Source organism: Pseudomonas migulae (assembly GCF_043225285.1).
In the GTDB taxonomy this organism is placed as follows: Bacteria; Pseudomonadota; Gammaproteobacteria; order Pseudomonadales; family Pseudomonadaceae; genus Aquipseudomonas; species Aquipseudomonas migulae_C.
Genome location: NZ_CP171224.1, coordinates 998488 through 1023477, shown reverse-complemented (window position 1 = coordinate 1023477; position 24990 = coordinate 998488). Strand labels below are relative to the sequence as shown.

Annotated in this window: 27 protein-coding genes; 25 read left to right on the top strand and 2 right to left on the bottom strand. The window is 61.1% G+C overall.

Translation table 11 applies throughout. The annotated features are described in order from the left end of the window. The first annotated feature begins 2 nt into the window (after window positions 1–2). The 25 genes from plsX to ACF6ZU_RS04600 all read left to right on the top strand — a co-directional run bounded on the left by plsX (window position 3) and on the right by ACF6ZU_RS04600 (window position 24154). The gene (gene plsX, locus ACF6ZU_RS04720) at window positions 3–1013 is read left to right on the top strand and encodes a phosphate acyltransferase PlsX (RefSeq protein ID WP_392890743.1); all 1011 of its coding nucleotides are present in this window, start codon (window positions 3–5) and stop codon (window positions 1011–1013) included. A gap of 125 nt (window positions 1014–1138) precedes the next feature. Next, on the top strand, window positions 1139–2077 hold the full coding sequence (fabD, locus tag ACF6ZU_RS04715; protein ID WP_392890742.1) for an ACP S-malonyltransferase: 939 nt from the start codon (window positions 1139–1141) through the stop codon (window positions 2075–2077). Window positions 2078–2093: 16 nt separating this feature from the next. Beyond that, a complete protein-coding gene (gene fabG / locus ACF6ZU_RS04710; RefSeq protein ID WP_007942004.1) occupies window positions 2094–2837 on the top strand; it encodes a 3-oxoacyl-ACP reductase FabG in 744 nt (247 codons plus the stop codon). 191 nt (window positions 2838–3028) lie between these two features. Then, on the top strand, window positions 3029–3265 hold the full coding sequence (gene acpP / locus ACF6ZU_RS04705) for an acyl carrier protein (protein WP_003175607.1): 237 nt from the start codon (window positions 3029–3031) through the stop codon (window positions 3263–3265). Window positions 3266–3373: 108 nt separating this feature from the next. Further along, window positions 3374–4618: a beta-ketoacyl-ACP synthase II gene (gene fabF, locus ACF6ZU_RS04700; protein ID WP_392890741.1), complete on the top strand. Its 1245-nt coding sequence runs from the start codon at window positions 3374–3376 to the stop codon at window positions 4616–4618. Next, window positions 4618–5433 (top strand): aminodeoxychorismate lyase, encoded by an 816-nt coding sequence (gene pabC, locus ACF6ZU_RS04695; protein WP_392890740.1) that lies wholly within the window; start codon window positions 4618–4620, stop codon window positions 5431–5433. Before fabF ends, pabC begins: the two co-directional genes overlap by 1 nt. A 3-nt stretch (window positions 5434–5436) precedes the next feature. Continuing rightward, window positions 5437–6681, top strand: coding sequence for an endolytic transglycosylase MltG (mltG, locus tag ACF6ZU_RS04690; protein WP_392890739.1), 1245 nt, complete (start codon window positions 5437–5439; stop codon window positions 6679–6681). Window positions 6682–6700: 19 nt separating this feature from the next. Beyond that, window positions 6701–7333 carry a dTMP kinase gene (gene tmk / locus ACF6ZU_RS04685; protein ID WP_392890738.1) on the top strand — a complete coding sequence of 211 codons (633 nt, stop codon included), beginning with the start codon at window positions 6701–6703 and terminating at the stop codon, window positions 7331–7333. Then, window positions 7326–8312 carry a DNA polymerase III subunit delta' gene (locus tag ACF6ZU_RS04680; RefSeq protein ID WP_392890737.1) on the top strand — a complete coding sequence of 329 codons (987 nt, stop codon included), beginning with the start codon at window positions 7326–7328 and terminating at the stop codon, window positions 8310–8312. The genes tmk and ACF6ZU_RS04680 overlap by 8 nt, the downstream gene beginning before the upstream one ends. A gap of 42 nt (window positions 8313–8354) precedes the next feature. Beyond that, window positions 8355–8711: a PilZ domain-containing protein gene (locus ACF6ZU_RS04675; RefSeq protein ID WP_392890736.1), complete on the top strand. Its 357-nt coding sequence runs from the start codon at window positions 8355–8357 to the stop codon at window positions 8709–8711. Window positions 8712–8725: 14 nt separating this feature from the next. Further along, window positions 8726–9511, top strand: coding sequence for a TatD family hydrolase (locus ACF6ZU_RS04670; protein ID WP_392890735.1), 786 nt, complete (start codon window positions 8726–8728; stop codon window positions 9509–9511). Window positions 9512–9853: 342 nt separating this feature from the next. Next, the gene (locus ACF6ZU_RS04665; RefSeq protein ID WP_008031613.1) at window positions 9854–10492 is read left to right on the top strand and encodes a TetR/AcrR family transcriptional regulator; all 639 of its coding nucleotides are present in this window, start codon (window positions 9854–9856) and stop codon (window positions 10490–10492) included. A 138-nt stretch (window positions 10493–10630) separates the two neighbouring features. After that, window positions 10631–11599: a GTP 3',8-cyclase MoaA gene (locus tag ACF6ZU_RS04660; RefSeq protein ID WP_392890734.1), complete on the top strand. Its 969-nt coding sequence runs from the start codon at window positions 10631–10633 to the stop codon at window positions 11597–11599. A gap of 168 nt (window positions 11600–11767) precedes the next feature. Continuing rightward, window positions 11768–12376 carry a DUF4823 domain-containing protein gene (locus ACF6ZU_RS04655; protein ID WP_392890733.1) on the top strand — a complete coding sequence of 203 codons (609 nt, stop codon included), beginning with the start codon at window positions 11768–11770 and terminating at the stop codon, window positions 12374–12376. A gap of 15 nt (window positions 12377–12391) precedes the next feature. After that, window positions 12392–12952, top strand: coding sequence for a DUF1285 domain-containing protein (locus ACF6ZU_RS04650; protein ID WP_392890732.1), 561 nt, complete (start codon window positions 12392–12394; stop codon window positions 12950–12952). Window positions 12953–13155: 203 nt separating this feature from the next. Further along, window positions 13156–13872 carry a FadR/GntR family transcriptional regulator gene (locus ACF6ZU_RS04645; protein WP_392890731.1) on the top strand — a complete coding sequence of 239 codons (717 nt, stop codon included), beginning with the start codon at window positions 13156–13158 and terminating at the stop codon, window positions 13870–13872. Window positions 13873–14002: 130 nt separating this feature from the next. After that, entirely contained in the window at window positions 14003–14878 is an 876-nt protein-coding gene (locus tag ACF6ZU_RS04640) for an SMP-30/gluconolactonase/LRE family protein (RefSeq protein WP_392890730.1), read from the top strand. 197 nt (window positions 14879–15075) lie between these two features. Beyond that, window positions 15076–15894, top strand: a complete 819-nt coding sequence (locus ACF6ZU_RS04635; RefSeq protein ID WP_392890729.1) for an SDR family oxidoreductase — start codon at window positions 15076–15078, stop codon at window positions 15892–15894. A 124-nt stretch (window positions 15895–16018) separates the two neighbouring features. Then, window positions 16019–17023: a substrate-binding domain-containing protein gene (locus ACF6ZU_RS04630; RefSeq protein WP_392890728.1), complete on the top strand. Its 1005-nt coding sequence runs from the start codon at window positions 16019–16021 to the stop codon at window positions 17021–17023. Between the two features lie 65 nt (window positions 17024–17088). Then, a complete protein-coding gene (araG, locus tag ACF6ZU_RS04625; protein ID WP_392890727.1) occupies window positions 17089–18633 on the top strand; it encodes an L-arabinose ABC transporter ATP-binding protein AraG in 1545 nt (514 codons plus the stop codon). A gap of 12 nt (window positions 18634–18645) precedes the next feature. Beyond that, on the top strand, window positions 18646–19614 hold the full coding sequence (gene araH / locus ACF6ZU_RS04620) for an L-arabinose ABC transporter permease AraH (RefSeq protein ID WP_392890726.1): 969 nt from the start codon (window positions 18646–18648) through the stop codon (window positions 19612–19614). Between the two features lie 231 nt (window positions 19615–19845). After that, on the top strand, window positions 19846–20559 hold the full coding sequence (locus ACF6ZU_RS04615; protein ID WP_392890725.1) for a GntR family transcriptional regulator: 714 nt from the start codon (window positions 19846–19848) through the stop codon (window positions 20557–20559). Next, entirely contained in the window at window positions 20556–21554 is a 999-nt protein-coding gene (locus ACF6ZU_RS04610; protein WP_392890724.1) for an ADP-ribosylglycohydrolase family protein, read from the top strand. Before ACF6ZU_RS04615 ends, ACF6ZU_RS04610 begins: the two co-directional genes overlap by 4 nt. 211 nt (window positions 21555–21765) lie before the next feature. Then, window positions 21766–23232, top strand: coding sequence for a purine-cytosine permease family protein (locus ACF6ZU_RS04605; RefSeq protein WP_392890723.1), 1467 nt, complete (start codon window positions 21766–21768; stop codon window positions 23230–23232). Next, entirely contained in the window at window positions 23225–24154 is a 930-nt protein-coding gene (locus tag ACF6ZU_RS04600) for a PfkB family carbohydrate kinase (RefSeq protein WP_392890722.1), read from the top strand. The genes ACF6ZU_RS04605 and ACF6ZU_RS04600 overlap by 8 nt, the downstream gene beginning before the upstream one ends. 191 nt (window positions 24155–24345) lie before the next feature. Here the strand turns inward: ACF6ZU_RS04600 and ACF6ZU_RS04595 are convergent, their stop codons facing one another. Beyond that, a complete protein-coding gene (locus ACF6ZU_RS04595) occupies window positions 24346–24600 on the bottom strand; it encodes a hypothetical protein (protein WP_392890721.1) in 255 nt (84 codons plus the stop codon). A gap of 45 nt (window positions 24601–24645) precedes the next feature. After that, window positions 24646–24984: a hypothetical protein gene (locus ACF6ZU_RS04590; protein WP_392890720.1), complete on the bottom strand. Its 339-nt coding sequence runs from the start codon at window positions 24982–24984 to the stop codon at window positions 24646–24648. Window positions 24985–24990 lie beyond the last annotated feature (6 nt).

Here is a 24990-nt window from a genome sequence, read left to right as displayed (position 1 = left end):
ACTTGTCCGCTCAAGTCATCGCGATTGACGCAATGGGCGGGGACTTCGGTCCCCGCAGCATTGTTCAGGCCAGTCTCGCTTGCCTGTCTGCTACGCCCTCGCTGCACCTGACCCTCGTTGGTCAACCCTCCCTTCTTGAAGAACTGATCGCTGGCCAATCGGCTGTGGATCGCTCGCGCCTGTCGATTGCTCCGGCGTCCGAAGTCATCACCATGGACGAGAAACCCGCACAGGCCTTGCGCGGCAAGCCCGATTCGTCGATGCGTGTGGCGCTGGAGCTGCTGCGAGACGGCAAGGTTCAGGCTTGCGTCAGCGCTGGCAACACCGGTGCTTTGATGGCGTTGTCGCGGTTTGTGCTCAAGACCTTGCCGGGCATCGATCGGCCAGCCATGGTCGCCGCGATCCCGACGCAGAAGGGCTATTGCCAGTTGCTCGATCTGGGCGCCAATGTCGATTGCAGCGCCGAGCACCTGTTGCAGTTTGCGGTGATGGGCTCGGTGGCGGCAGAAACCCTGGGTATCGTGCGGCCGCGTGTGGCGTTGCTGAACATCGGCACCGAGGACATCAAGGGTAATCAGCAGGTCAAGCTGGCGGCCACCCTGCTGCAGAGCGCTCGGGGCATCAACTACATCGGTTTTATCGAAGGCGACGGCCTGTACCGGGGCGAGGCGGATGTGGTGGTGTGTGACGGCTTTGTCGGCAACATCCTGCTCAAGTCCAGCGAAGGGTTGGCGACCATGATCGCGGGGCGCATCGAAGCCTTGTTCAAAAAAAACCTTGCATCAAAAGTTGTCGGCGCGATGGCGCTGCCGTTGATGAAACGCTTGCAGGCGGACCTCGCGCCCGCGCGGCATAACGGCGCAAGTTTCCTGGGTTTGCAGGGAATTGTGGTGAAAAGTCACGGTTCTGCCGGGGTTCAGGGTTTCCAGAGCGCCATCTCGCGAGCCTTGATCGAGATCCAGGAAAACCTGCCGGAACGGATTCACGGTCGTCTGGAGGATTTGTTGCTTTAGGCGTTTTCGTCGGACAATGCTTAAATGTGACCGCTCAGTTCAATTGGCCATCCAACTGTCAGTTTCTTGCGTCCCCCAAGCGGGACGTCAATTCTCCGACGACAAGATCATTAGGGGCTTGTTACATGTCTGCTTCCCTCGCATTCGTCTTTCCAGGACAGGGTTCGCAGTCCCTCGGCATGCTGGCCGAGTTGGGCGCGCAACATCCGCTGGTCCTCGAAACATTCAAAGAAGCATCCGATGCTCTCGGTTACGACCTGTGGGCACTGACCCAGCAAGGTCCGGAAGAACAACTCAATCAAACCGATAAAACCCAGCCGGCCATTCTGACCGCCTCGATTGCCTTGTGGCGTCTGTGGCTGGCTGAAGGTGGCGCGCGTCCGGCTTACGTTGCCGGTCACAGCCTGGGTGAATACAGCGCGCTGGTCGCGGCTGGCAGCCTGAGCCTGGGCGACGCGGTGAAACTGGTCGAGCGTCGTGGCCAGTTGATGCAGGAAGCGGTTCCGGCCGGGCAGGGCGGCATGGCTGCCATCCTCGGTCTGGACGATGCTGACGTATTGGCCGCCTGTGCCGAAGCGGCACAAGGCGAAGTGGTCAGCGCAGTCAACTTCAACTCCCCGGGTCAGGTCGTGATCGCTGGCGCCAAGGCTGCGGTCGAGCGCGCCATCGAAGGCTGCAAGGCTCGTGGCGCCAAGCGCGCGATGCCGTTGCCGGTCAGCGTGCCGTCCCACTGCGAGCTGATGCGCCCGGCGGCTGAGCGTTTCGCCGAGTCGATCGCCGCGATCAACTGGCAGGCGCCGCAGATTCCGGTGGTGCAGAACGTCAGTGCCGAGGTTCCGGCAGATCTGGAAACCCTCAAGCGCGATCTGCTCGAGCAGCTCTACAAGCCAGTACGCTGGGTCGAGTCGGTCCAGGCGCTGGCCGCCAAGGGCGCGACCCAACTGGTCGAATGCGGCCCTGGCAAAGTGCTCGCCGGCCTGAACAAACGCTGCGCCGAAGGCGTGTCGACATCCAACCTCAATACCCCAGACGCTTTCGCTGCCGCCCGCGCAGCGTTGGCCTGAATCAGGAGAAGCTTGCATGAGTCTGCAAGGTAAAGTTGCACTGGTCACCGGTGCGAGCCGCGGTATCGGCCAGGCTATCGCCCTGGAACTGGGTCGTCAGGGTGCCATCGTTGTCGGTACTGCGACCTCTGCGTCGGGTGCCGAGCGTATCGCCGCTACCCTGAAGGAAAACGGTATTCAAGGCACTGGCCTGGAACTCAACGTCACCAGCGACGAATCCGTTGCAGCGGTGCTGGCGAGCATCCAGGAGCAGTTCGGTGCTCCGGCGATTCTGGTGAACAATGCCGGTATCACCCGCGATAACCTGATGATGCGCATGAAAGATGACGAATGGCATGACGTCGTCGATACCAACCTGAACAGTCTGTTCCGCCTGTCCAAGGGCGTTTTGCGCGGTATGACCAAAGCCCGTTGGGGACGAATTATCAGTATTGGCTCGGTTGTGGGTGCCATGGGCAACGCAGGCCAAGTAAACTACGCTGCCGCCAAGGCAGGTCTGGAGGGTTTCAGTCGTGCCCTGGCACGTGAAGTCGGTTCGCGTTCGATTACGGTAAACTCGGTGGCCCCTGGGTTCATCGACACCGATATGACCCGCGAACTGCCCGAGGCGCAGCGTGAAGCCTTGCAGACGCAAATTCCGCTGGGCCGTCTGGGGCAAGCACAAGAGATCGCGTCTGTGGTCGCTTTTCTTGCATCCGACGGTGCGGCTTACGTTACTGGGGCTACAATCCCGGTGAACGGCGGGATGTACATGAGTTAAATGTGACGGATTGCTTCAAAAAAATGTCATACGAGCTGTCTAAAATCCGTTATAAAGCTGCAATCTATTTATAGGCAGAGGGCCACCGGGTTTGAGGAGTGAAGCTTTCAGTTGAAATGCTGAAAAGTCTTTCTATACACTTACCCACTGGCCAGCTGCCTGAATTTGTCCATTAGGAGTGAAAACAAGGTATGAGCACCATCGAAGAGCGCGTCAAGAAAATCGTTGCTGAGCAACTGGGCGTTAAAGAAGAAGAAGTGGTCAACACTGCTTCCTTCGTTGAAGACCTGGGTGCCGACTCCCTTGACACCGTTGAGCTGGTGATGGCTCTGGAAGAGGAATTCGAGACCGAAATCCCTGACGAAGAAGCTGAGAAGATCACTACTGTACAAGCTGCAATCGACTACGTTACTAGCCACCAGGCGTAATAGTTTGTAATCGTTGCTTGCTGTCATGGAAAAACCGCACTGCCATCATGGCGTGCGGTTTTTTCTTTAGGCCTGATGCAAAGTCGTCATTTGAAAAAGGAGAGTGCTGTGTCGCGTAGACGCGTCGTAGTCACCGGTATGGGTATGTTGTCGCCACTGGGCACGGATGTGCCGAGCAGTTGGCAGGGCATTCTGGCTGGCCGCAGTGGCATTGGTCTGATCGAACACACCGACCTTTCTGCCTATTCCACCCGTTTTGGCGGCTCGGTAAAGGGCTTCAATGTCGAGGAATACCTGTCGGTCAAGGAAGCTCGCAAGCTCGACCTGTTCATTCAATACGGTCTGGCAGCCGGTTTCCAGGCGGTGCGTAACGCAGGCCTTGAAGTCACCGACGCCAATCGTGAGCGCATCGGCGTGGCCATGGGTTCGGGTATTGGCGGTCTGACCAATATCGAAGAAACCAGCCGCACGCTGCATGATTCCGGCCCACGGCGGATCTCTCCGTTTTTCGTGCCTGGCTCGATCATCAATATGATTTCCGGTTTCCTGTCGATCCACCTGGGTGCACAGGGACCCAACTACGCCATCGCCACCGCATGTACCACCGGTACGCACTGCATCGGCATGGCGGCGCGCAACATCATGTACGACGAAGCCGACGTGATGATTGCCGGCGGCGCCGAGATGGCGGCTTGCGGTCTGGGCATGGGTGGCTTCGGTGCCTCCCGCGCGCTGTCGACCCGCAATGACGAGCCGACCCGCGCCAGCCGTCCATGGGACAAGGGCCGCGATGGCTTCGTCCTGTCCGACGGTGCCGGTGCGCTGGTGCTTGAAGAGCTGGAGCACGCCAAGGCTCGCGGTGCGACCATCTACGCCGAACTGATCGGCTTTGGTACCAGCGGCGATGCGTTCCACATGACTTCGCCGCCCGCGGACGGTGCCGGTGCTGCGCGTTGCATCACCAATGCGCTGCGCGACGCGAAGATCAATCGCGATCAAGTCCAGTACATCAACGCCCACGGCACCTCGACGTCGGCCGGCGATCTCGCCGAAGCCTGCGCGATCAAGTCGGTGTTCGGCGATCACGCCTACAAGCTGGCGGTCAGCTCGACCAAGTCCATGACCGGTCACCTGCTGGGTGCGGCGGGCGCAGTCGAAGCAATCTTCAGCGTGCTGGCGATCAATAGCCAGGTGGCTCCGCCGACCATCAACCTTGATGAGCCAGATGAAGGCTGCGACCTCGATTTCGTGCCGCACACGGCGCGCAACATGGACATCGATGTGGTGCTGTCCAACTCGTTCGGGTTTGGCGGTACCAACGGCTCGCTGGTGTTCCGCCGGTTCGCTGACTGATGGACAGCTGGGTCGACGGTCAGCCGGCTGACGCGTTGTCGCTGAAAGATCGCGGCCTGGCTTACGGTGATGGTCTGTTCGAGACCATTGCCGTGCGTGGCGGGCAGCCGCTGTTGCTGGACCGACATTTGTCGCGCCTGGCGCAAGGCTGTTCGCGACTGGCGATTTCTGCCGATCACGATCTGATTCGCGACGAGCTGCTGGCCTACGCCGCAGCGCTGGGTGAGGGCGTGCTCAAGCTCATCGTCACTCGCGGCGACAGCCTGCGTGGTTACGCCCCCGATCCTTCGGCCCAGCCCCGACGCATTCTGCAAGGCAATCCCCCTGCGGCTTATCCTGCGATTCATGCGGAGCAGGGCGTTCGTCTGTTCCCTTGCACCACGCGTCTGTCCAGGCAACCGTTGCTGGCAGGGCTCAAGCATCTGAACCGTCTTGAACAAGTCATCGCCCGTTCCGAATGGCAAGACACCGAGCATGCCGAAGGCTTGATGCTGGATCTGGACGGCCGCGTGATCGAAGGCGTATTCAGCAATCTGTTCCTGGTGCGCGATGGCGTGCTGGTCACTGCCGATCTCAAACGATGCGGTGTGGCCGGCGTGATGCGGGCGGAATTATTGTTTCAAGCCGAGTCGCTGGGGATCCCCACGCAAATCACCGACATCACCCTTGAACAACTGCAATGGGCTGATGAAGTCTTCGTCTGCAACAGCGTGTATGGCGTTTGGCCTGTGCGCGCCTATGCAGCACTGAGCTGGCCGGTTGGGCCGCTCACCCGTAAACTCCAAACCATTGCCCGCGCGCTACTGGATGCTTGATACGTGAGACGTAAATTCTTGCTGTTGCTGGAAACCGGCCTGGTTCTGGCAGGGCTGTGTCTGGGCGCTTCGGCCTGGAAAATCCATTCGGCGCTGGAGCAGCCGCTGAACGTTACCCAGGAAAGTTTGCTGGACGTGCCCAAAGGCACGACACCTACCCGCACCTTCTATCGACTCGAAGCCGACGGCGTCATCAAGGACGCGTTCTGGTTGCGTGTCTACTGGCGTTTCAACCTGGCCGGGCAACCGCTGCACAAAGGCGAATACCGCATGCAGCCTGGCATGACGGTCGAGGACCTGATCGGTCTGTGGAAGCGCGGGGAAATGGTGCAGTACAGCCTGACGCTGGTCGAAGGCTGGAATTTCCATCAAGTCCGCGCCGCGCTGGCCAAGGATGAAAAGCTCGAGCAGACCCTGAACGGCCTGAGCGACAGCGAAGTGATGGACAAGCTCGGTCACGCCGGGGTCTTCCCGGAAGGTCGATTCTTCCCTGACACCTATCGCTTCGTGCGGGGCATGAGCGACGTCGAGCTGCTGAAAAAAGCCTACGACCGCCTCGATGAAGTCCTGGCCAAGGAATGGGCGCAACGCGCGGCGGACGTGCCGTACACCGAACCCTATCAGGCGCTGATCATGGCCTCGCTGGTGGAAAAGGAAACCGGCGTACCGCAAGAGCGTGGGCAGATTGCCGGCGTGTTTGTGCGGCGCATGGAAATGGGCATGCTGTTGCAGACCGATCCGACCGTGATCTACGGCCTCGGCGATCGCTACAACGGTAAGTTGACCCGCGCCCATCTCAAGGAAGCGACCCCTTACAACACCTATGTGATTGCCGGCCTGCCGCCGACGCCGATTGCGATGGTCGGCCGCGAAGCGATCCACGCAGCGTTGAATCCGGTAGCTGGCAACAGTCTGTATTTTGTCGCGCGCGGCGATGGCAGCCACGTGTTCTCCGATGATCTGGACGCGCACAATAACGCGGTGCGTGAATTCCAGCTCAAGCGCCGCGCCGACTATCGTTCGAGCCCTGCACCGGTGACCGCGCCCGAGGCGACGAACGAGTCGGCGCCGATCCCGGCGGCCTCGCCCGACACGGCGCCCGAGGCTTTGCCGCCCGTGACGCCGCAGGAACCGGTTCAGCCACCGACTCCAGCGCCAACCCAAGAACCGGCTCAGGAACCTGCCCAAGAGCCCGCTGCCGCGCCTGCGCCCGAACCGGACGCCAGTGCGCCGAAAAGCCCGCAATGATTCTGAATAAGGACTGCCTGTGACTGGCTTGTTTATTACCCTGGAAGGCCCCGAAGGCGCCGGCAAGAGCACCAACCGCGAATACCTGGCCGAGCAGCTGCGCGCCGCCGGTATCGAGGTCGTGCTGACCCGCGAGCCGGGCGGCACGCCATTGGCCGAGCGGATCCGCGAAGTGCTGTTGGCGCCGGTCGATGAAGTCATGGACCCGGACACCGAGTTGCTGCTGGTATTCGCCGCGCGCGCTCAGCATCTGGCCGGCGTGATCCGTCCGGCGCTGGCCCGTGGAGCCGTGGTGCTGTGTGATCGCTTTACCGATTCGACTTACGCCTATCAGGGCGGTGGTCGCGGCTTGTCGCTGGAGCGCATCGCCACCCTGGAAACGTTCGTCCAGGGCGATCTGCGTCCGGACCTCACGTTGATCTTCGATCTGCCGGTGGAAGTGGGCCTGGCCCGCGCCAGTGCGCGCGGTCGCCTGGATCGCTTCGAGCTGGAAGGCCGGACCTTTTTCGACGCGGTGCGCAGTGCGTTTCTCACGCGCGCGGAAGCGGACCCGGCGCGTTATGTGCTGGTCGATGCCGCCCAACCGCTGGCGCAGGTTCAGCAGTCGCTGGACGCTTTGGTCCCGCGTTTGCTGGAGCTGACCCGTGGCTGAAGCCTATCCGTGGCAGGACAGCCTCTGGCAGCAATTGGCCGGCCGCAAGCAACACGCTCACGCCTACCTGTTGCATGGTCCGGCCGGGATCGGCAAGCGGGCGTTGGCCGAACGCTTGATGGCGAGCCTGCTGTGTCAGCGTCCGACTGCGCTCGACGCGTGCGGTGAATGCAAATCCTGCCTGTTGCTGAAGGCCGGCAGTCATCCCGACAACTACATCCTGGAGCCGGAAGAAGCCGACAAGGCGATCAAGGTCGATCAGGTGCGCGATCTGGTCAGCTTCGTGGTGCAGACTTCGCAAATGGGCGGTCGTAAAGTGGTGCTGATCGAGCCGGTCGAGTCGATGAACATCAACGCCGCCAACGCCTTGCTCAAAAGCCTTGAAGAGCCGTCCGGCGATACGGTTCTGTTGCTGGTCAGTCACCAGACCAGCCGTCTGTTGCCGACCATCAAGAGCCGTTGCGTGCAGCAGGCCTGCCCGTTGCCGAGCGAGGCGATGAGCCTGGCGTGGCTGGCCAAGGCGTTACCGGATTGTTCCGAGGAAGAGCGCGTCGAACTGCTGACCCTGGCCGCCGGCTCGCCACTGGCTGCGGTCAATTTGCAGACCCAGGGCGTCCGTGAACAGCGGGCGCTGGTGGTCGATGGCGTGAAGAAGTTGCTCAAGCAGCAGCAATCGCCGACGCAACTGGCCGAAGGCTGGAATTCGATTCCGCTGTTGTTGCTGTTCGACTGGTTTTGCGACTGGTCGAGCCTGATCCTGCGTTATCAGCTGACCCAGGACGAAGAGGGGCTGGGGCTGGCCGATATGCGCAAAGTCATTCAATACCTCGCGCAGAAAAGCAGCCAGGATAAAGTGCTGGGGATTCAGGACTGGATCCTCGCCCAGCGCCAGAAAGTCATGAGCAAGGCCAACCTCAATCGGGTGCTGTTGCTGGAAGCATTGCTTGTGCAGTGGGCGTCTTTGCCTACCCAGAAGTGACCGACTGGGCCTATCCTCTGAACATCTGCAGTGGAGGTGAGCATGAATGAAGCCGTCAATTCCGGGCCGCGCAACGGTATTTTGTCCCTGACCATCAAGGACAAGTCCGTGCTGTACGCGGCCTACATGCCGTTCATCAGGAACGGTGGCCTGTTTATCCCGACCAACAAAAGCTACAAGTTGGGCGACGAGGTATTCATGCTGCTGAACCTGATGGACGAGCCGGAAAAGATTCCCGTGGCCGGCAAAGTGGCCTGGATTACCCCCAAAGGCGCTCAGGGCAACCGTGCCGCCGGTGTCGGCGTGCAGTTCAACGACGGCGACGACGCCGCCCGCAGTCGCATCGAAACCCATCTGGCCGGAGCCCTGAAGTCCGACCGTCCCACTCATACGATGTAAGTTGCAGCCTTTTTATGCTCGTAGATTCCCATTGTCACCTTGATCGCCTCGACCTCGCCGCCCACGACGGCTCCCTGGATGCCGCCCTCGACGCCGCCCGGCAGCGCGGGGTAGGGCATTTTCTGTGCATCGGCGTCAGCGTCGATAACGCAGCCGACGTCAAAGCCCTGGCCGAACGTTACGACGACGTCGATTGTTCGGTGGGTGTGCATCCACTGGACGTGCAGCCAGGCGCCGCGCCGGCCCTCGACTGGCTGCTGCGGGAACTCAATCACCCGCGCGTGGTGGCGATTGGTGAAACCGGCCTGGATTATCACTACGAGCCTGAGGCGGCGGAGTTGCAGCAGGAATCCTTCCGCCTGCACCTGCAGGCCGCGCAGCAGACCGGCAAGCCGGTGATCATTCACACGCGCGGTGCCCGTGTCGACACGTTGAGCCTGTTGCGCGAAGCCGCGTTGCCCCAGGCCGGCGTCCTGCATTGCTTTACCGAAGACTGGGACATGGCCAAAGCGGCGCTGGACATGGGTTATTACATCTCGTTGTCCGGCATCGTCACCTTCCGCAATGCCGATGCACTGCGAGACGTGGCCAGTAAAGTGCCTGCCAACCGTTTGCTGGTGGAAACCGACTCGCCGTACCTGGCGCCGATCCCTTATCGCGGCAAACCGAACCTGCCGCAATATGTGCGGGAAGTGGCAGAGTTCCTGGCGATGCTGCGCGGTGAGTCCTACGAGCGATTTGCCGAACAGACCACCGAGAACTTCAAGCGACTGTTCCCGCTGGCACACGTAAAAGGTTAAATCGCAGGCAAAAAAAACCCGGGTTCTGGGGGGTGAATCCGGGTTAAGACCATTAGGAGTAAAACAATGGCACGCGGTCCGTTGGTACCAATATCGACGCGGCACTTGGGGGAGATGCCCCGCCGACAGTTGAAGTATTGATCAGTATTGCGCCGAGTCCAGTTTCCCGACCCCGGTTTTTAAACAATTTTGGAATACGTGCGCTTCGGAAGCGTTCTCATTAAAAGCCGGTGCCGACAGAATTCATCTAGAAACACAGATATGGATGGATGATCCGTGCATTTTGTCGCAAGTTAGGCATAATACGCGGCTTCGAATTTTGACCCCGACAGACCTTTTCTTATGCATAAAGAACCTCGTAAGGTCCGTGAATTTCGTCGCCGTGAGCAAGAAATTCTCGATACCGCGCTCAAGCTGTTCCTCGACCAAGGTGAAGACAGTGTCACCGTCGAGATGATTGCTGATGCCGTCGGTATCGGCAAAGGCACAATCTACAAGCATTTCAAATCGAAGGCGGAGATCTACCTGCGCCTGATGCTCGACTACGAGCGCGATTTGAACGAGCTGTTGCACTCGGCCGACGTCGACAAGGACAAGGAAGCCCTGTCCCGGGCCTACTTCGAATTCCGCATGCGCGATCCGCAACGCTACCGCTTGTTCGATCGCCTCGAAGAAAAGGTGGTCAAGGGCAACCAGGTGCCGGAGATGATTGAGGAGCTGCACAAGATCCGCGCCTCGAACTTCGAACGCCTGACCCTGCTGATCAAGGGCCGGATCAGCGAAGGCAAGCTCGAAGACGTGCCGCCTTACTTCCATTACTGCGCGTCCTGGGCGCTGGTGCATGGCGCCGTGGCGCTGTATCACTCGCCGTTCTGGAGCAATGTGCTGGAAGATCAGGAAGGTTTCTTCCAGTTCCTGATGGACATCGGCGTGCGCATGGGCAACAAGCGCAAGCGCGACACCGACACGCCGAGCAGCTAAGCCATTCAGATGCCTTATCGCGCCATGATTTCGCTATATGGCGCCGTACCTCAGTAATATACTCAGGCATAGGACTTGCTAAAACTTGATTTGTGAGTCAAGTTTTGCGTCGTCCGAATTCCTCGTGCCGGAGTGACCATGATCGTTGACCGTCAAGGCAGGCGTTTCCGCAATCTGCGAATCAGCCTGACCTCAGCCTGCAATTACGCGTGTACCTACTGCGTGCCCAACGGCAAGCGGCTGGTGGCTGCGCAGGACGAACTGTCGGCCGAGGCCATGGCGCGCGGTGTGGCGTATCTGATCGAAGCCGCCGGCATCGAGCGCCTGCGCATCACTGGCGGTGAGCCGCTGGTCAGTCCCAAGCTAGAAGCGTTCATGACGGCTGTCGGGCAAATGGGGCTGGAAGACATCAGCCTGACCACCAATGGTCAGCTCCTGGCGAAAAAGCTGCCGCTGCTGGTCGACGCCGGCATCCGCCGGATCAACGTTTCCCTCGATACCCTGGATGCCGGTGCGTTTCGCAGCATTGCTCGCGGCGGTGATCTGGCGACGGTGCTCGACGGCATGGACCAGGCCAGCGCCGCCGGCATGAAGATCAAGGTCAACATGGTGCCGCTGCGCGGGCAGAACCTCGATCAGGTGATGCCGCTGCTCGATTACTGTCTGGAGCGCGGTTATGAACTGCGCTTTATCGAACTGATGCGCATGGGGCATCTGGCCAGCGACAACAATGGTTTTCTGCAACAGTTCGTCAGCCTGCAACAGCTGTTGAGCCTGATTGGCGAGCGCTACGAATACCTGCAGGCCGATGCGCCTGTCGACGCCACCGCCGTGCGCTACGAGATTCCGGGGCAGGGCCACTTCGGTGTGATCGCCAACGAAAGCGTTCCGTTCTGCCGCACTTGCTCGCGGCTGCGTCTGTCGTCGACGGGCTGGTTGCATGGCTGTCTGTCGTCGAGTAACCGGCACTATGTCGGCGATCTTTTGGACAAGCCGCGTCACCAGGCCTTGCCGGCCTTGCAGCGCCTGTTGGTGAAAGCCTTGGGTGACAAGCAGGAAGTGGCGTTTTCCGGTGGCGCCACCGTCATGAAGATTATTGGTGGCTGATAGGTCCCCTTCGCGGGCAAGCCCGCTCCCACAGGGTTTGCGCAAATCCTGTGGGAGCGGGCTTGCCCGCGAATGCATTTGAACAGGCAACGATGTCTTGGAGCTGGCGCGGAAGCTGCATCCCATGGCCATTCGCCGGTTTTCCGTCACCGGCCTCTGGAGGGTAGGATGCGTAGCCTGGTTTTGCTGCTGGCCGTTATGGCGCTTGGTGGCTGCATGAATGTCAGCGATATGGCTGAAGGGACTCGCTACCACATGAGCGACGCGGGTCTGCTCGACCACAGCGATAGCCGCCGCGTGAACAACCTGCGCATCCAGCCGGATTCGTTCGTCTACATCGCCCAGGGTGCCTTTGCGCCGCCGGGCAGCGCGGTGTATCCACGGCCTAACGTGATCGCCGAAGTCGCCTTCGATGGCTTTATCGAATACTTCCCGATGGTCCGCCGCGCGCGTGCGCCGGAAGGCCTCGATCAGGCCATGGGCGAAGCCCGTGCGGCCGGCGCGCATTACCTGCTCTACACCCGGTTCGCCAAGTCCGACGACCGTATCGGCAACTCGGACGAGTGGCTCGACCAGGAAGCCGTGGATCGCCTCGGTGTCGACACGGGCGTGATTCAGATCATGTTGATCGAGACCAGCACCCAGTATTTGATTGATACTGCGCGTATCAAGAGTCGTGGCGGTTTACTGACGTTCCACGACAAAAAGCCAGAAGACCTGATGGGCCCGCCGCTGGAGCAATACGCGCGTAGCCTGCTGGGGCTCAGCGACCAGTAATCCAAGGAGAACGCCATGAGTGGCCCGCAAAAAGCCAACGACCTTCTGGGGCAAATCCCCAAGACCCAAGGCTTGCCACCGGTCCACTTGTGGAACCCCGACTTCTGCGGCGACATCGACATGCGCATCGCCCGCGACGGCACCTGGTATTACCTGGGCACGCCGATCGGGCGCAAGCCGATGGTCAAACTGTTCTCCACCATCATTCGCCGCGACGGCGATGATTATTTCCTCATCACCCCGGTCGAGAAAGTCGGCATCAAGGTCGACGACGCGCCGTTCGTGGCGATTGCGGTCGATGTGGAAGGCGAGGGTGAGGCCCAGGTCCTGCGTTTCACCACCAACGTGGATGAAACCACCGAGGCCGGTGTCGAACATGCGATTCGCGTGGTGATCGATCCGGTGACGCAAGAACCTGCACCTTATGTGCATGTGCGCACCAACCTCGAAGCCCTGATTCACCGCAACGTGTTTTACCAATTGGTGGAGCTGGCGGTGACCCGTGAGATCGATGGGCAGCGCTGGCTGGGCGTGTGGAGCGGCGGCCTGTTTTTCCCCGTCGGCCTCGAGCCGTAAGAATCCCTGTAGGAGCGAGCCTGCTCGCGATGACGGCGTTACATTCGACATAGTTGTCGTCTGAAACACCGCCATCGCGAGCAGGCTCGCTCCTACAGGGATTAATGCACTCTTCAAAAAATCAAATTGACAGCCAATCGTATGATGATTAGCGTGGGCAACCATCGCGAACGGCTTTGTGCCGTCCATCCCTCGAGGTGCCCATGTCCAGCAGTTTTCACGCATCGACGGTCGATTGGCTGGGTTGCTGGATTGCCGCGGGCCAGGTGAAACCGGGCGGCACCCTCAAGGTCGAAGCCGACCTCGGCGAGCAGTTGGGTGTCAGCCGCACCGTCATCCGCGAAGCAATCAAAACCCTGGTCGCCAAAGGCCTGCTGGAAGTCGGGCCCAAGGTCGGCACCCGGGTGTTGCCGGTGCGACGCTGGAACCTTTTCGATCCGCAAGTCGTCGGCTGGCTGTCACGCAGCGGCTTGCCGGAAAATTTTGTCGATGACCTGCTCGACCTGCGTCGCACCATCGAGCCGATGGCGGTGCGCTGGGCCTGTGAACGCGCCACCGTCGAGCAGGTGCACGCGGTGCTCCAGGCCTACAACGCTCTGGAGCGCGCCGTCGACAGCGGCGTCGATTACAACCGTGCCGACCAGTATTTCCACGAGTGCATTCTCGCGGCCAGCCACAATCAATTCATCGAACAAATGGTCCCGGCGCTCGGCGCGTTGCTGGCGGTGTCGTTTGAAGTGTCCGCTGCCGACCCGGACGAATTGCGCCGCACACTACCCATTCATAAAGACATGGCCGATGCTATCGCTGCCCGCGATGCGGCACGCGGTGTCTGGGCGTGCATGACCCTGATCGACAACGCGGACCTGGCCATCAAACGCTTCTACCCGAAAGTCATGGCCGACAAAAAAGCCGGCTAAACACACAAAACCCCTGTGGGAGCGAGCCTGCTCGCGATGGCGGGGTAACTGCCAATAAAAAATGTCGTCTGATCCACCGCAATCGCGAGCAGGCTCGCTCCCACATAAAAGCAATAAGAAAGGAGGTTTCATGACGTGGACCGCAGTCACCCAGCATCGTGCCCAACTCGGCGAAGGCCCGTTCTGGGATGTGCCGACGCAAGCGCTCTACTGGGTGGATATCGCCGGCAAACAGGCCTTGCGCCTGATCGGTGCCAACGTGCAGATCTGGCAGATGCCCGAACACGTGTCGGCGTTCATTCCCTGCGAAAGCGGCGATGCGCTGGTGACGTTGAGCAGTGGTGTGTATCGGCTGGACCTCGATTCACCGGGACTTGAACCACGGCTGACGCTGTTCTGCATTGCCGATCCACAACCCGGCAATCGCGGCAACGAAGCCCGTTGTGATGCCCAGGGCCGGCTCTGGCTCGGCACCATGCAAAACAACATCGGCGACAACGGCGAGGACCTGCCCCTCGTGCGGCGGTCCGGTGGGCTGTTTCGCATCGACCGTGATGCGCGGGTCACGCCGTTGCTTCGAGGCCTGGGCATTCCCAATACGCTGCTGTGGAGCGACGACGGCACCACACTCTATTTCGGCGACAGCCTCGATGGCACGTTGTATCGCCATTTCATCCACACTGACGGCAACCTGGATACAGCGTATGTCTGGTTCGGCCCTGACAAGCGCGGCGGCCCCGATGGCTCGGCGATGGATGCCGAGGGTTACATCTGGAACGCACGTTGGGACGGCAGTTGCCTGATCCGCCTGACACCGGATGGGTATGTCGATCGCATCATCGAATTGCCGGTCAGTCGCCCGACCAGCTGTGTTTTCGGTGGCGCCGACCTGAAAACCCTCTACATCACCAGCGCCGCGAGCCCGCTCAACCATCCGCTGGACGGCGCAGTGCTGTCGATCCGGGTCGATGTGCCAGGAAAACCCTGTACGAGGTTTGCTGGATAGATCCCAAAATATGGGATGTAAAATTATATATTGAGATTATTTCGCGGTCGGGTTTATAGTCGGCTCCATCAGTTACACGCACTCACACTTAAAAAAACAAAACAGGTGAAGTGATGCAGCGATTTTCCAACAGGTTTTTTGGCCGGACATCGACAGATGCCCGGTTTTTGTCGTGCCCGGGAAAGGAGTCCTGATCCATGGCTCAATCTCTGTCCCTGCCGCCGGTGCCCGAACCGCCCAAGGGTGAGCGCCTAAAAAACAAGGTCGTGCTGCTGACCGGCGCCGCGCAGGGCATCGGCGAGGCAATTGTGGCTGCTTTCGCCTGCCAGCAGGCCAGGCTGATCATCAGCGACATCCAGGGCGAAAAAGTCAAAAAGGTCGCCGCTCACTGGCGCGACCAGGGCTGCGATGTCCAGGCGATCAAGGTTGATGTATCCAGTCAGCAAGACCTGAACGCAATGGCAAAAAGGGCAGTCGAGTTGCATGGTCGCATCGATGTGCTGGTCAATTGCGCCGGCGTCAACGTGTTCCGCGACCCATTGGAAATGACCGAGGAAGACTGGCGGCGCTGCTTCGCCATCGACCTCGACGGCGCCTGGTTCGGCTGCAAGGCCGTGTTGCCGCAGATGATCGAGCAAGGCATCGGCAGCATCATCAACATCGCTTCGACCCATTCCTCGCACATCATTCCCGGTTGCTTCCCGTACCCGGTGGCCAAGCACGGTTTGCTCGGCCTGACCCGCGCGCTGGGCATCGAATATGCGCCGAAAGGCATTCGGGTCAACGCCATTGCGCCGGGCTACATCGAAACCCAATTGAACGTCGATTACTGGAACGGCTTTGCCGACCCGCACGCCGAACGTCAGCGGGCATTCGATCTGCACCCGCCGCGACGCATCGGCCAACCGATTGAAGTCGCGATGACCGCTGTGTTCCTGGCCAGCGATGAAGCGCCGTTCATCAACGCCTCGTGCATCACCATCGATGGCGGGCGCTCGGTGATGTACCACGACTGAATAAACGGGGTTCCAGACGCCTAATTCCGTCTGTAATCCAATCATCATACGATATGACTATTTGCTTCAACGTTTGCACCGGCTTGAAAAATAACGCTCAAGAAAAATAACAAGGAGTCAGCTTATGAATCATCGTCGTGGGATCCGTTCCCTGTGCCGTGCCGCTTTGGCGGTTACTGCAGTCAGCCTCAGCAGCAGCTTGCTGGCGGCCGAGGAAGTGAAGATCGGTTTTCTGGTCAAGCAGGCGGAAGAGCCCTGGTTCCAGACCGAATGGGCTTTCGCGGAAAAGGCCGGTAAAGACAAAGGCTTCACCGTGATCAAGATCGCCGTGCCGGACGGCGAGAAAACCCTGTCCGCCATCGACAGCCTCGCGGCCAACGGCGCCAAGGGCTTCGTGATCTGCCCTCCGGACGTGTCCCTCGGGCCGGCGATCATGGCCAAGGCCAAAGCCAACGGCATGAAAGTCATCGCCGTCGACGACCGCTTCGTTGACGCCGGCGGCAAGTTCATGGAAGACGTGCCGTACCTCGGCATGGCCGCTTTCGAAGTAGGCCAGAAACAAGGCAACGCCATGGCCGCCGAAGCGAAACATCGCAACTGGGACTGGAAAGACACCTACGCGGTGATCAACACCTTCAATGAGCTCGACACCGGCAAGAAGCGCACTGACGGCTCCATCGATGCCCTGAAAAAAGCCGGCATGCCCGCCGACCACATTCTGACCTCGGCCCTGAAAACCCTCGACGTGCCGGGCAGCATGGACGCCACCAACTCGGCGCTGGTGAAACTGCCGGGCGCGGCGAAAAACCTGATCATCGGCGGCATGAACGACAACACCGTGCTGGGCGGCGTGCGCGCCACCGAGAGCGCCGGTTTTGCCGCGGCCAACGTGATCGGCATCGGCATCAACGGCACCGACGCCATCGGCGAACTGAAAAAGCCTAACAGCGGCTTCTTCGGCTCGATGCTGCCAAGCCCGCACATCGAGGGTTACAACACCGCCAGCATGATGTTCGAGTGGGTCACCACCGGCAAAGAACCACCGAAATACACCGCGATGGATGACGTAACCCTGATCACCCGCGAGAACTTCAAGCAGGAACTGGAAAAGATCGGCCTGTGGAACTGAGGCGCGGTTGATTTCATCGGCGGCCCTGGCGACGGGGCTGCCTGATCTGTGTGATGAGGTGGTTTATGCACGCGCAAGTACAGACACAACAGGATGGCGTCGGCGGCAGTTTGCGCTTCAACGGGATCGGCAAAACCTTCCCCGGGGTGAAGGCGCTGGACGGCATCAGCTTCGTCGCCCATCCCGGGCAGGTTCATGCCTTGATGGGCGAGAACGGCGCCGGCAAATCGACCCTGCTGAAAATCCTCGGCGGCGCCTACACGCCGAGCAGCGGCGACCTGCAGATCGGCGAGCGGACGATGGCGTTCAAGTCCACCGCCGACAGCATCGGCAGCGGGGTCGCAGTGATCCATCAGGAGTTGCACCTGGTGCCGGAAATGACCGTGGCGGAAAACCTTTTTCTCGGTCACCTGCCGGCCAGTTTCGGCCTGATCAATCGCGGCGCTCTGCGCAAGCAGGCACTGGCCTGCCTCAAGGGCCTGGCCGATGAAATCGATCCGCAGGAAAAGGTCGGGCGCCTGTCCCTCGGCCAGCGGCAACTGGTGGAAATCGCCAAGGCGTTGTCCCGTGGCGCGCATGTGATCGCGTTCGACGAACCGACCAGCAGCCTCTCGGCGCGGGAGATCGATCGCTTGATGGCGATCATCGGTCGCCTGCGAGACGAAGGCAAAGTGGTGCTCTACGTCTCCCATCGCATGGAAGAAGTGTTCCGCATCTGCAATGCGGTGACGGTGTTCAAGGACGGTCGCTACGTCCGTACGTTCGAGGACATGAGCGAGCTGACCCACGATCAATTGGTCACGTGCATGGTCGGTCGCGACATCCAGGACATCTACGATTACCGCCCGCGCAAGCGTGGCGCGGTGGCGTTGCGGGTCGACGGTCTGCTCGGGCCGGGCTTGCGTGAGCCGTTGAGTTTCGACGCGCACAAAGGCGAGATCCTCGGGTTGTTCGGCCTGGTTGGCGCTGGGCGTACCGAGCTGTTCCGCCTGCTCAGCGGCCTTGAGCGCAACACCGCCGGGCGCCTGGAATTGCGTGGCCGTGAACTGAAACTGCGTTCACCCCGGGACGCGATTGCCGCCGGCATTCTGCTGTGCCCCGAGGACCGCAAGAAGGAAGGCATCATTCCGCTGGGCAGCGTCGCCGAGAACATCAACATCAGCGCGCGTCCCGCCCATTCCGGTTTCCGCTGCCTGATTCGCGGGCTCTGGGAAAAGGACAATGCCGACAAACAGATCAAGGCGCTGAGGGTCAAGACGCCCCACGCCGGCCAGCAGATCAAGTTCCTGTCCGGTGGCAACCAGCAGAAGGCCATTCTCGGTCGCTGGCTGTCGATGCCGATGAAAGTCCTGCTGCTCGACGAACCGACTCGCGGCATCGACATCGGCGCCAAGGCCGAGATCTACCAGATCATCCATAACCTGGCCGAGAGTGGCATTGCGGTGATCGTGGTGTCCAGCGACCTGATGGAAGTCATGGGCATTTCCGATCGCATCCTGGTGCTCTGCGAAGGGGCGATGCGCGGCGAACTGGGCCGTGACGAAGCCAACGAATCCAACCTGCTGCAACTGGCTTTGCCGCGCCACCGCGCTGACGGCGCGGCGAACTGAGAGGTGACTATGATGACAACCCAAAACGAAACCCTGCCAACTGCGCGCAAACCGCTCGACCTGCGGCGCTTTCTTGATGATTGGGCCATGCTGGCTGCGGCGGTCGGGATCTTTGTGCTCTGCACCTTGCTGATCGACAACTTCCTGTCGCCGCTGAACATGCGTGGCCTGGGCCTGGCGATTTCCACCACCGGGATTGCCGCGTGCACCATGTTGTATTGCCTGGCGTCGGGGCATTTCGACTTGTCGGTGGGTTCGGTGATTGCCTGTGCCGGTGTGGTCGCGGCAGTGGTGATGCGCGACACCGACAGCGTGTTCCTCGGGGTGGTGGCGGCGCTGTTCATGGGGCTGATCGTCGGGCTGATCAACGGGATCGTGATTGCCAAGCTGCGGGTCAATGCGTTGATCACCACGCTGGCGACCATGCAGATCGTGCGCGGCCTGGCCTACATTTTTGCCAACGGTAAAGCGGTGGGCGTGTCCCAGGAGTCGTTCTTCGTCTTCGGCAACGGCCAGCTGTTCGGTGTGCCGGTGCCGATCCTGATCACCATCGTCTGCTTCCTGTTTTTCGGCTGGCTGCTGAATTACACCACCTACGGGCGCAACACCATGGCCATCGGCGGCAACCAGGAAGCGGCGCTGCTGGCCGGGGTCAACGTTGACCGGACCAAGATCATCATCTTCGCCGTGCACGGTTTGATCGGTGCACTGGCCGGGGTGATCCTGGCGTCGCGCATGACCTCGGGCCAGCCGATGATCGGCCAGGGTTTCGAGCTGACGGTGATCTCGGCCTGCGTGCTGGGCGGGGTGTCGCTGAGTGGCGGGATCGGCATGATCCGTCACGTGATTGCCGGCGTACTGATTCTGGCGATCATCGAGAATGCGATGAACCTGAAGAACATCGACACGTTTTATCAGTACGTGATCCGTGGTTCGATCCTGTTGCTGGCGGTGGTCATCGATCGCCTGAAACAACGCTGATCCTCCCTGTGGGAGCGAGCCTGCTCGCGAAAGCGGTGGATCTGACACATTGATGTTGGATGTGCCGACGCCTTCGCGAGCAGGCTCGCTCCCACAGGGGATTCACGGCGTACGCTGTCACTGTGGGAGCGAGCCTGCTCGCGATTGGCCGCGCAGCGGTCACCCTTCCTTCCGTCACTTCCCCTAAATATTTCTTGCTCGTTACAACCTGTTTCGGTTATCACTTTGTACATGATTAGACAGGTTCGATTTGACAAGAAACAACGGGTGGTCGACGAGCTCATCCGGCGCATCGAAAGCGGCCTCATGGAGGACGGTTTTCTGTTGCCGGGCGAGCATCAGTTGGCTCAAGAATTCAAAGTCAGCCGCGGCACGCTGCGCGAGGCCCTGGCCGAATTGAAACGACGCAACTACATCGCGACGCAAAGCGGTGTCGGTTCCATCGTCACGTTCGACGGGGTGGTGCTCGATCAGCGCAGTGGCTGGGCCCAGGCGCTGGCCGACAGCGGGGCGCTGGTCAATACCGAAGTGCTGCGGCTGGAGGCGGTGACGCGTCCCGACCTGCTGTCGCGTTTCGGCACAGATCAATTCATCACCCTCGACCGTCGCCGCCGCGCCAACGACGGCACGCTGGTTTCCCTCGAACGCTCATTGATGCCCGCCACCGGAGGCCTGGAAAGCCTGCCGCGTGTCGGCCTGATCGACAATTCCCTGACCATCACCCTGGCCGCCTACGGCTACATCGGCGAGCGCGGCGATCAATGGATCGGCGCCGAACCCTTGAGCGCCGAAGACGCCGAACTGCTCGGCCGTCCCACCGGCACGGTGTTCCTCAAAGCCTTGCGCACCACTTACGACCGGCAGAACCGTTTCATGGAGCAGGTCGAAAGCCTGCTCGACCCCGTGCACTTTCGCCTGCACCTGCAATTTGGAAACCCACAATGACCGCGCTCAACCGTGCCCTGGGCGCGTTTTACGGACTGGCCCTGGGCGACGCGCTGGGCATGCCGACGCAATCCCTGAGCCGCGCTGACATCAAGACGCGCTTCGGCGAAATCACCGACCTGCAGGACGCCGGCCCCGATCAACCGATCGCGCCGAACATGCCCAAAGGCTCGATCACCGATGACACCGAACAGGCGATTCTGGTCGGCCAGTTGCTGATCGACGGTGAAGGCCGGATCGAACCGGCGGTTCTGGCTGAACGGCTGATCGAGTGGGAAGCCGTGATGCAGGCCAAGGGTTCGCAGGATTTGCTCGGGCCTTCGACCAAGCGCGCGATCGAGATGATCCTCGCCGGCCATTCCCCGGAAGAAGCGGGGCGCTACGGCACCACCAACGGCGCGGCGATGCGCATCACGCCGGTGGGTATTTCAGCGGATGTCGCCAACCCCGAGGGTTTCATCAGCGCCGTGGTGCAAGCCTGCCAGGTCACTCACAACACCACGCTGGGCATTTCCAGCGCGGCGGCGGTGGCGGCCGTGATTTCGGCCGGCATCAATGGCATGGATCTGGGCGAGGCGCTGAACCTCGGTCAGCAATTTGCTCAGCAAGCGGAAAGCCACGGCCATTGGGTCGCGGGTGGGCGCATCGCCTCGCGCATCAGCTGGGCGCGGAGCATCAGCGTCGACAGCGACAAAGCGTTGCTGGCCGATTTGATGTATGACGTGATCGGCACCTCGGTGGCTTCGCAGGAGTCGGTGGTCGTCGCGTTCGCGTTGGCGCAGCAAGTGGCCATCGGCGAAATGGAGGCCTTCGAAGCGGTGTGCATGGCGGCGAGCCTGGGCGGTGACACTGACACCATCGCGGGGATTCTGGGCGCCATGCTTGGGGCCTGCCTGGGGTTGGAGAGTTGGCCGGTCGAGATGATCGACAAGGTCAAAGCCGTGAATGCGTTGGATTTAGAGCCTCTGGTGCAGGGACTGTTGAACCTGCGCTGACTGGGCTGGCCTCATCGCGAGCAGGCTCACTCCCACGGTGATCCGTGGTACTCACAAAACCTGTGGGAGCGAGCCTGCTCGCGATGGGCGCACCGCCGATTTAATTTGATAACCCGCAACGGAACGCACACCCACGGCCAGGACCGCCGGGATGTTTTGTCGACTTCCGCAATTGCCCACAACCACAAAAATGGCAACAGGAGCATTTCACATGAGTTCATCGAACGCCGGGCAAAGTGCCGGGCAACTGGAAACCCGTGGCATCGAGCCGGTGCCGGAAGCGGAGTGCAACGGTCATCCGCTGCAACTGTTCTGGGTCTGGTTCGCCGCCAACATTTCCATCCTCGGCCTGCCGCTGGGCGCGACGCTGGTGGCGTTTCGCGGCTTGGCGATCTGGCAGGCGATCATCGTTGCCATCCTCGGCGCAGCGGGTTCTTTCGCGGTGGTAGGGATCATCTCCATCGCCGGCCGTCGTGGCCGCGCACCGAGCCTGACCCTGTCACGGGCGATCTTCGGCGTGCGCGGCAACATCGGCCCGACGCTGGTCTCGCTGATGTCGCGACTGGGCTGGGAAACCGTCAACACCACCACGGCTGCATTTGTTTTGCTGTCGCTGTGCTCGATTCTGTTCGGCTCGCCGGTGGAAGCCAAGAGCGCGCCGGTTCTGACCCTGATCTTCATCGCGATTTTCGTGCTGCTGACCCTGTCGGTGTCCGGCCTCGGCCACGCGACGCTGCTGGTGATCCAGAAGTGGGCGACCTACGTGTTCGGCGCGCTGAACATTCTGGTCGGCGGTTTCCTCTGCGCCACCATCGACTGGAGCGCGGTATTCAACGCCACGCCCGCACCGCTGAGCGCGATGATCATCGGCGTCGGCACCATGGCCGCCGGCACCGGGATCGGCTGGGCGAATGCCGGTGCCGACATGTCGCGTTATCAGCACCGCAGCGTCAAGGCGGTCCGTCTGGTCGCTTCGGCGGCTTTCGGCGCGGGGATTCCGCTGGTGCTGCTGATCACCCTCGGCGGCCTGCTGTCGGTGGGCAACAACGACCTCGCGTCCGCGACTGACCCGATCATCGCGATCCGCGACATGCTGCCGACCTGGATGGCCGTGCCGTACCTGATCACCGCGTTCGGCGGCCTGCTGCTGTCGAACAACCTCTCGGTGTACTCCGCCGGTTTGACCACGCTGACGCTCGGCCTGAAGGTCAAGCGCGTCTACGCCGTGGTCGTTGATATCGTGGCGATCTTCGCCGGTTCGATCTATTTCATGCTGATCGCCGACAGTTTCTACGGCCCGTTCATCACCTTCATTTCCTTGCTGGCGGTGCCGATCACGGCGTGGGTCGGGATCTTCGTCGTCGACCTGATTCACCGTCATTACTACAGCCCCCAAGATTTGCTGGACGTCAGCCCGAGCAGTGCCTACTGGTATCGCGGCGGTGTCGAGTGGCGTGCGTTCGGCGCGTGGGCGCTGGCGATCGTGCTGGGTTTCAGCTTCACCACCATCGGCACCACCGAACAAACCGTCTGGTTCCGCGGGTTCCTGTCCGACTCGTGGCTGGGTCATAACGGTCTCGGCTGGATCGTGACGTTCCTGGTCGCTGGCGGAATTTATTTTGTACTCGGTGGCGCGAAGGATCGTCGTGCCGGGTTGATCGAGAATGCTCATGCCTAAGTTGTTGCACACCGGCCAGGTCATCATCGACCTGGTCATGGCCGTGGATAAACTGCCGCAAACCGGTGGCGACGTGCTGGCGCAATCCGCCAGTTTCGAAGCCGGCGGCGGCTTCAACGTAATGGCCGCGGCGCAGCGCAATGGTTTGCCGGTGGTTTACCTGGGGCGTCACGGCACCGGCCGTTTCGGTGACCTCGCCCGGGACGCGATGAAGGCGGAAGGCATTCACATCGGCATCGCTCACCGCGCGGAACGAGACACGGGGTTGTGCGTGGCGATCACCGACGCCTCGGCCGAGCGCAGTTTCGTTTCCTATATCGGTGCCGAAGGTGAAGTGTCCGTGGAGGATTTGAATAGCGTCGCGGCGGAGGCGGGCGACTATGCCTACGTCAGCGGCTACAGCCTGTTGCATGTCGGCAAGGCTCAGGCGCTGGTGGATTGGGTGCTGGATTTGCCCACCGGGATCAACGTCGTGTTCGATCCGGGCCCGCTGGTGGAATCGCCGGATGCACCGTTGATGCAGGCGCTGTTGCCGCGCATCGATGTGTGGACCAGCAACAGTGTCGAGGCGCTGCGCTTTACCGGCGCGTCGGACATTGCCCAGGCGCTGGATCGCCTGGCCGCGCATCTGCCGGCGTCGGTGTTGATGGTGGTGCGCGACGGGCCGCAAGGCTGCTGGATTCATCAGCGTGGCGAGCGTCTGCATGTGCCCGGTTTCACGGTTGAGGCGGTGGACAGCAACGGCGCCGGGGATGCCCATGCCGGGGTGATTGTGGCTGGGTTGGCGCGCGGGTTGTCGGCGGCTGAAGCGGCGCGGCGGGCGAATGCGGCGGCGGCGCTGGCGGTGACCCGGTGGGGGCCGGCGACTGCGCCCGGGACTGCCGAAGTGGATGCGTTGATCAGCAAGACGTTCGGCGCCTGATCGACCGCCATCGCTGGCAAGCCAGCTCCTACAGTGATCGAGAGTGTTCACCATTTTGGGTACACCCAAAACCCTGTGGGAGCGGGCTTGCCCGCGATGACGGCGGCACATTCACCAAAAAATTTTGATACTTACCCAGCCTTGTGCAAATCAGTCGCAGCCGCGCACGGCTGCGACCTGATTCATCGGGTTTAAACGTCCAGCTTGCGCGCCGCCTCAACCCCAGCGGCGCTGAGCTTGATCGGCAAATTCAACGAGTGCTCACCGGCCTCGTTACACGTCACATGACCCTGCTGGATCAGCCCGCGGTCCTGCAGCGTGGCGAGGGTGCTGGCCACGACTTTCTCTCCCCGGTAATTGTCCAGGACCTCTTTGCCCAGCCCGCTCGGGTGGGCGTGCAGCAAACGGGTCAGGACTTCTTTCTCAAGGTTTTTATCGACGTTCATGGTTACCTCTTCATGGATGTGGATCGTGCAACTCGCGTGGGCGATTCATTGGCTGGCGCCGCCTTCGGAACCCGAGCCACCGGTGGTGGTTTTCGAGCCGATGCCGGGGCCGGCGTTATCGGGTGTCTGGCTGTCAGGCATGTTCATGCCGCCTTGACGGCCCGCGTCGTTGCCCTGGATCCGCGGGTCGGTGCCCGTGGACGGCGGCAGGCTGCTGTCGACGCCGGTGCCATTGGTGTTGATGCCGGGTGCGCTTTGGATCGCGGGGGATTTGGGTTTTTCGACCGGGTCGGTCGGGCCGGTACCGGAAGCGGTGGTGGCGGCGAAGGTGGTGGAGGACAGCAGGGCAGTGAGGGCGAGGGCGGTCAGTCGGGACATGATCATGGTGTC

Excerpts from the sequence above, each read along its gene's own strand:
- fabD (WP_392890742.1), top strand. The coding sequence starts at position 1,139 with ATGTCTGCTTCCCTCGCATTCGTCTTTCCAGGACAGGGTTCGCAGTCC.
- fabG (WP_007942004.1), top strand. The coding sequence starts at position 2,094 with ATGAGTCTGCAAGGTAAAGTTGCACTGGTCACCGGTGCGAGCCGCGGT.
- acpP (WP_003175607.1), top strand. The coding sequence starts at position 3,029 with ATGAGCACCATCGAAGAGCGCGTCAAGAAAATCGTTGCTGAGCAACTG.
- pabC (WP_392890740.1), top strand. The coding sequence starts at position 4,618 with ATGGACAGCTGGGTCGACGGTCAGCCGGCTGACGCGTTGTCGCTGAAA.
- ACF6ZU_RS04675 (WP_392890736.1), top strand. The coding sequence starts at position 8,355 with ATGAATGAAGCCGTCAATTCCGGGCCGCGCAACGGTATTTTGTCCCTG.
- ACF6ZU_RS04670 (WP_392890735.1), top strand. The coding sequence starts at position 8,726 with ATGCTCGTAGATTCCCATTGTCACCTTGATCGCCTCGACCTCGCCGCC.
- ACF6ZU_RS04665 (WP_008031613.1), top strand. The coding sequence starts at position 9,854 with ATGCATAAAGAACCTCGTAAGGTCCGTGAATTTCGTCGCCGTGAGCAA.
- ACF6ZU_RS04660 (WP_392890734.1), top strand. The coding sequence starts at position 10,631 with ATGATCGTTGACCGTCAAGGCAGGCGTTTCCGCAATCTGCGAATCAGC.
- ACF6ZU_RS04655 (WP_392890733.1), top strand. The coding sequence starts at position 11,768 with ATGCGTAGCCTGGTTTTGCTGCTGGCCGTTATGGCGCTTGGTGGCTGC.
- ACF6ZU_RS04650 (WP_392890732.1), top strand. The coding sequence starts at position 12,392 with ATGAGTGGCCCGCAAAAAGCCAACGACCTTCTGGGGCAAATCCCCAAG.
- ACF6ZU_RS04645 (WP_392890731.1), top strand. The coding sequence starts at position 13,156 with ATGTCCAGCAGTTTTCACGCATCGACGGTCGATTGGCTGGGTTGCTGG.
- ACF6ZU_RS04640 (WP_392890730.1), top strand. The coding sequence starts at position 14,003 with ATGACGTGGACCGCAGTCACCCAGCATCGTGCCCAACTCGGCGAAGGC.
- ACF6ZU_RS04635 (WP_392890729.1), top strand. The coding sequence starts at position 15,076 with ATGGCTCAATCTCTGTCCCTGCCGCCGGTGCCCGAACCGCCCAAGGGT.
- ACF6ZU_RS04630 (WP_392890728.1), top strand. The coding sequence starts at position 16,019 with ATGAATCATCGTCGTGGGATCCGTTCCCTGTGCCGTGCCGCTTTGGCG.
- araG (WP_392890727.1), top strand. The coding sequence starts at position 17,089 with ATGCACGCGCAAGTACAGACACAACAGGATGGCGTCGGCGGCAGTTTG.
- araH (WP_392890726.1), top strand. The coding sequence starts at position 18,646 with ATGACAACCCAAAACGAAACCCTGCCAACTGCGCGCAAACCGCTCGAC.
- ACF6ZU_RS04615 (WP_392890725.1), top strand. The coding sequence starts at position 19,846 with ATGATTAGACAGGTTCGATTTGACAAGAAACAACGGGTGGTCGACGAG.
- ACF6ZU_RS04610 (WP_392890724.1), top strand. The coding sequence starts at position 20,556 with ATGACCGCGCTCAACCGTGCCCTGGGCGCGTTTTACGGACTGGCCCTG.
- ACF6ZU_RS04605 (WP_392890723.1), top strand. The coding sequence starts at position 21,766 with ATGAGTTCATCGAACGCCGGGCAAAGTGCCGGGCAACTGGAAACCCGT.
- ACF6ZU_RS04600 (WP_392890722.1), top strand. The coding sequence starts at position 23,225 with ATGCCTAAGTTGTTGCACACCGGCCAGGTCATCATCGACCTGGTCATG.
- ACF6ZU_RS04595 (WP_392890721.1), bottom strand. The coding sequence starts at position 24,600 with ATGAACGTCGATAAAAACCTTGAGAAAGAAGTCCTGACCCGTTTGCTG.
- ACF6ZU_RS04590 (WP_392890720.1), bottom strand. The coding sequence starts at position 24,984 with ATGATCATGTCCCGACTGACCGCCCTCGCCCTCACTGCCCTGCTGTCC.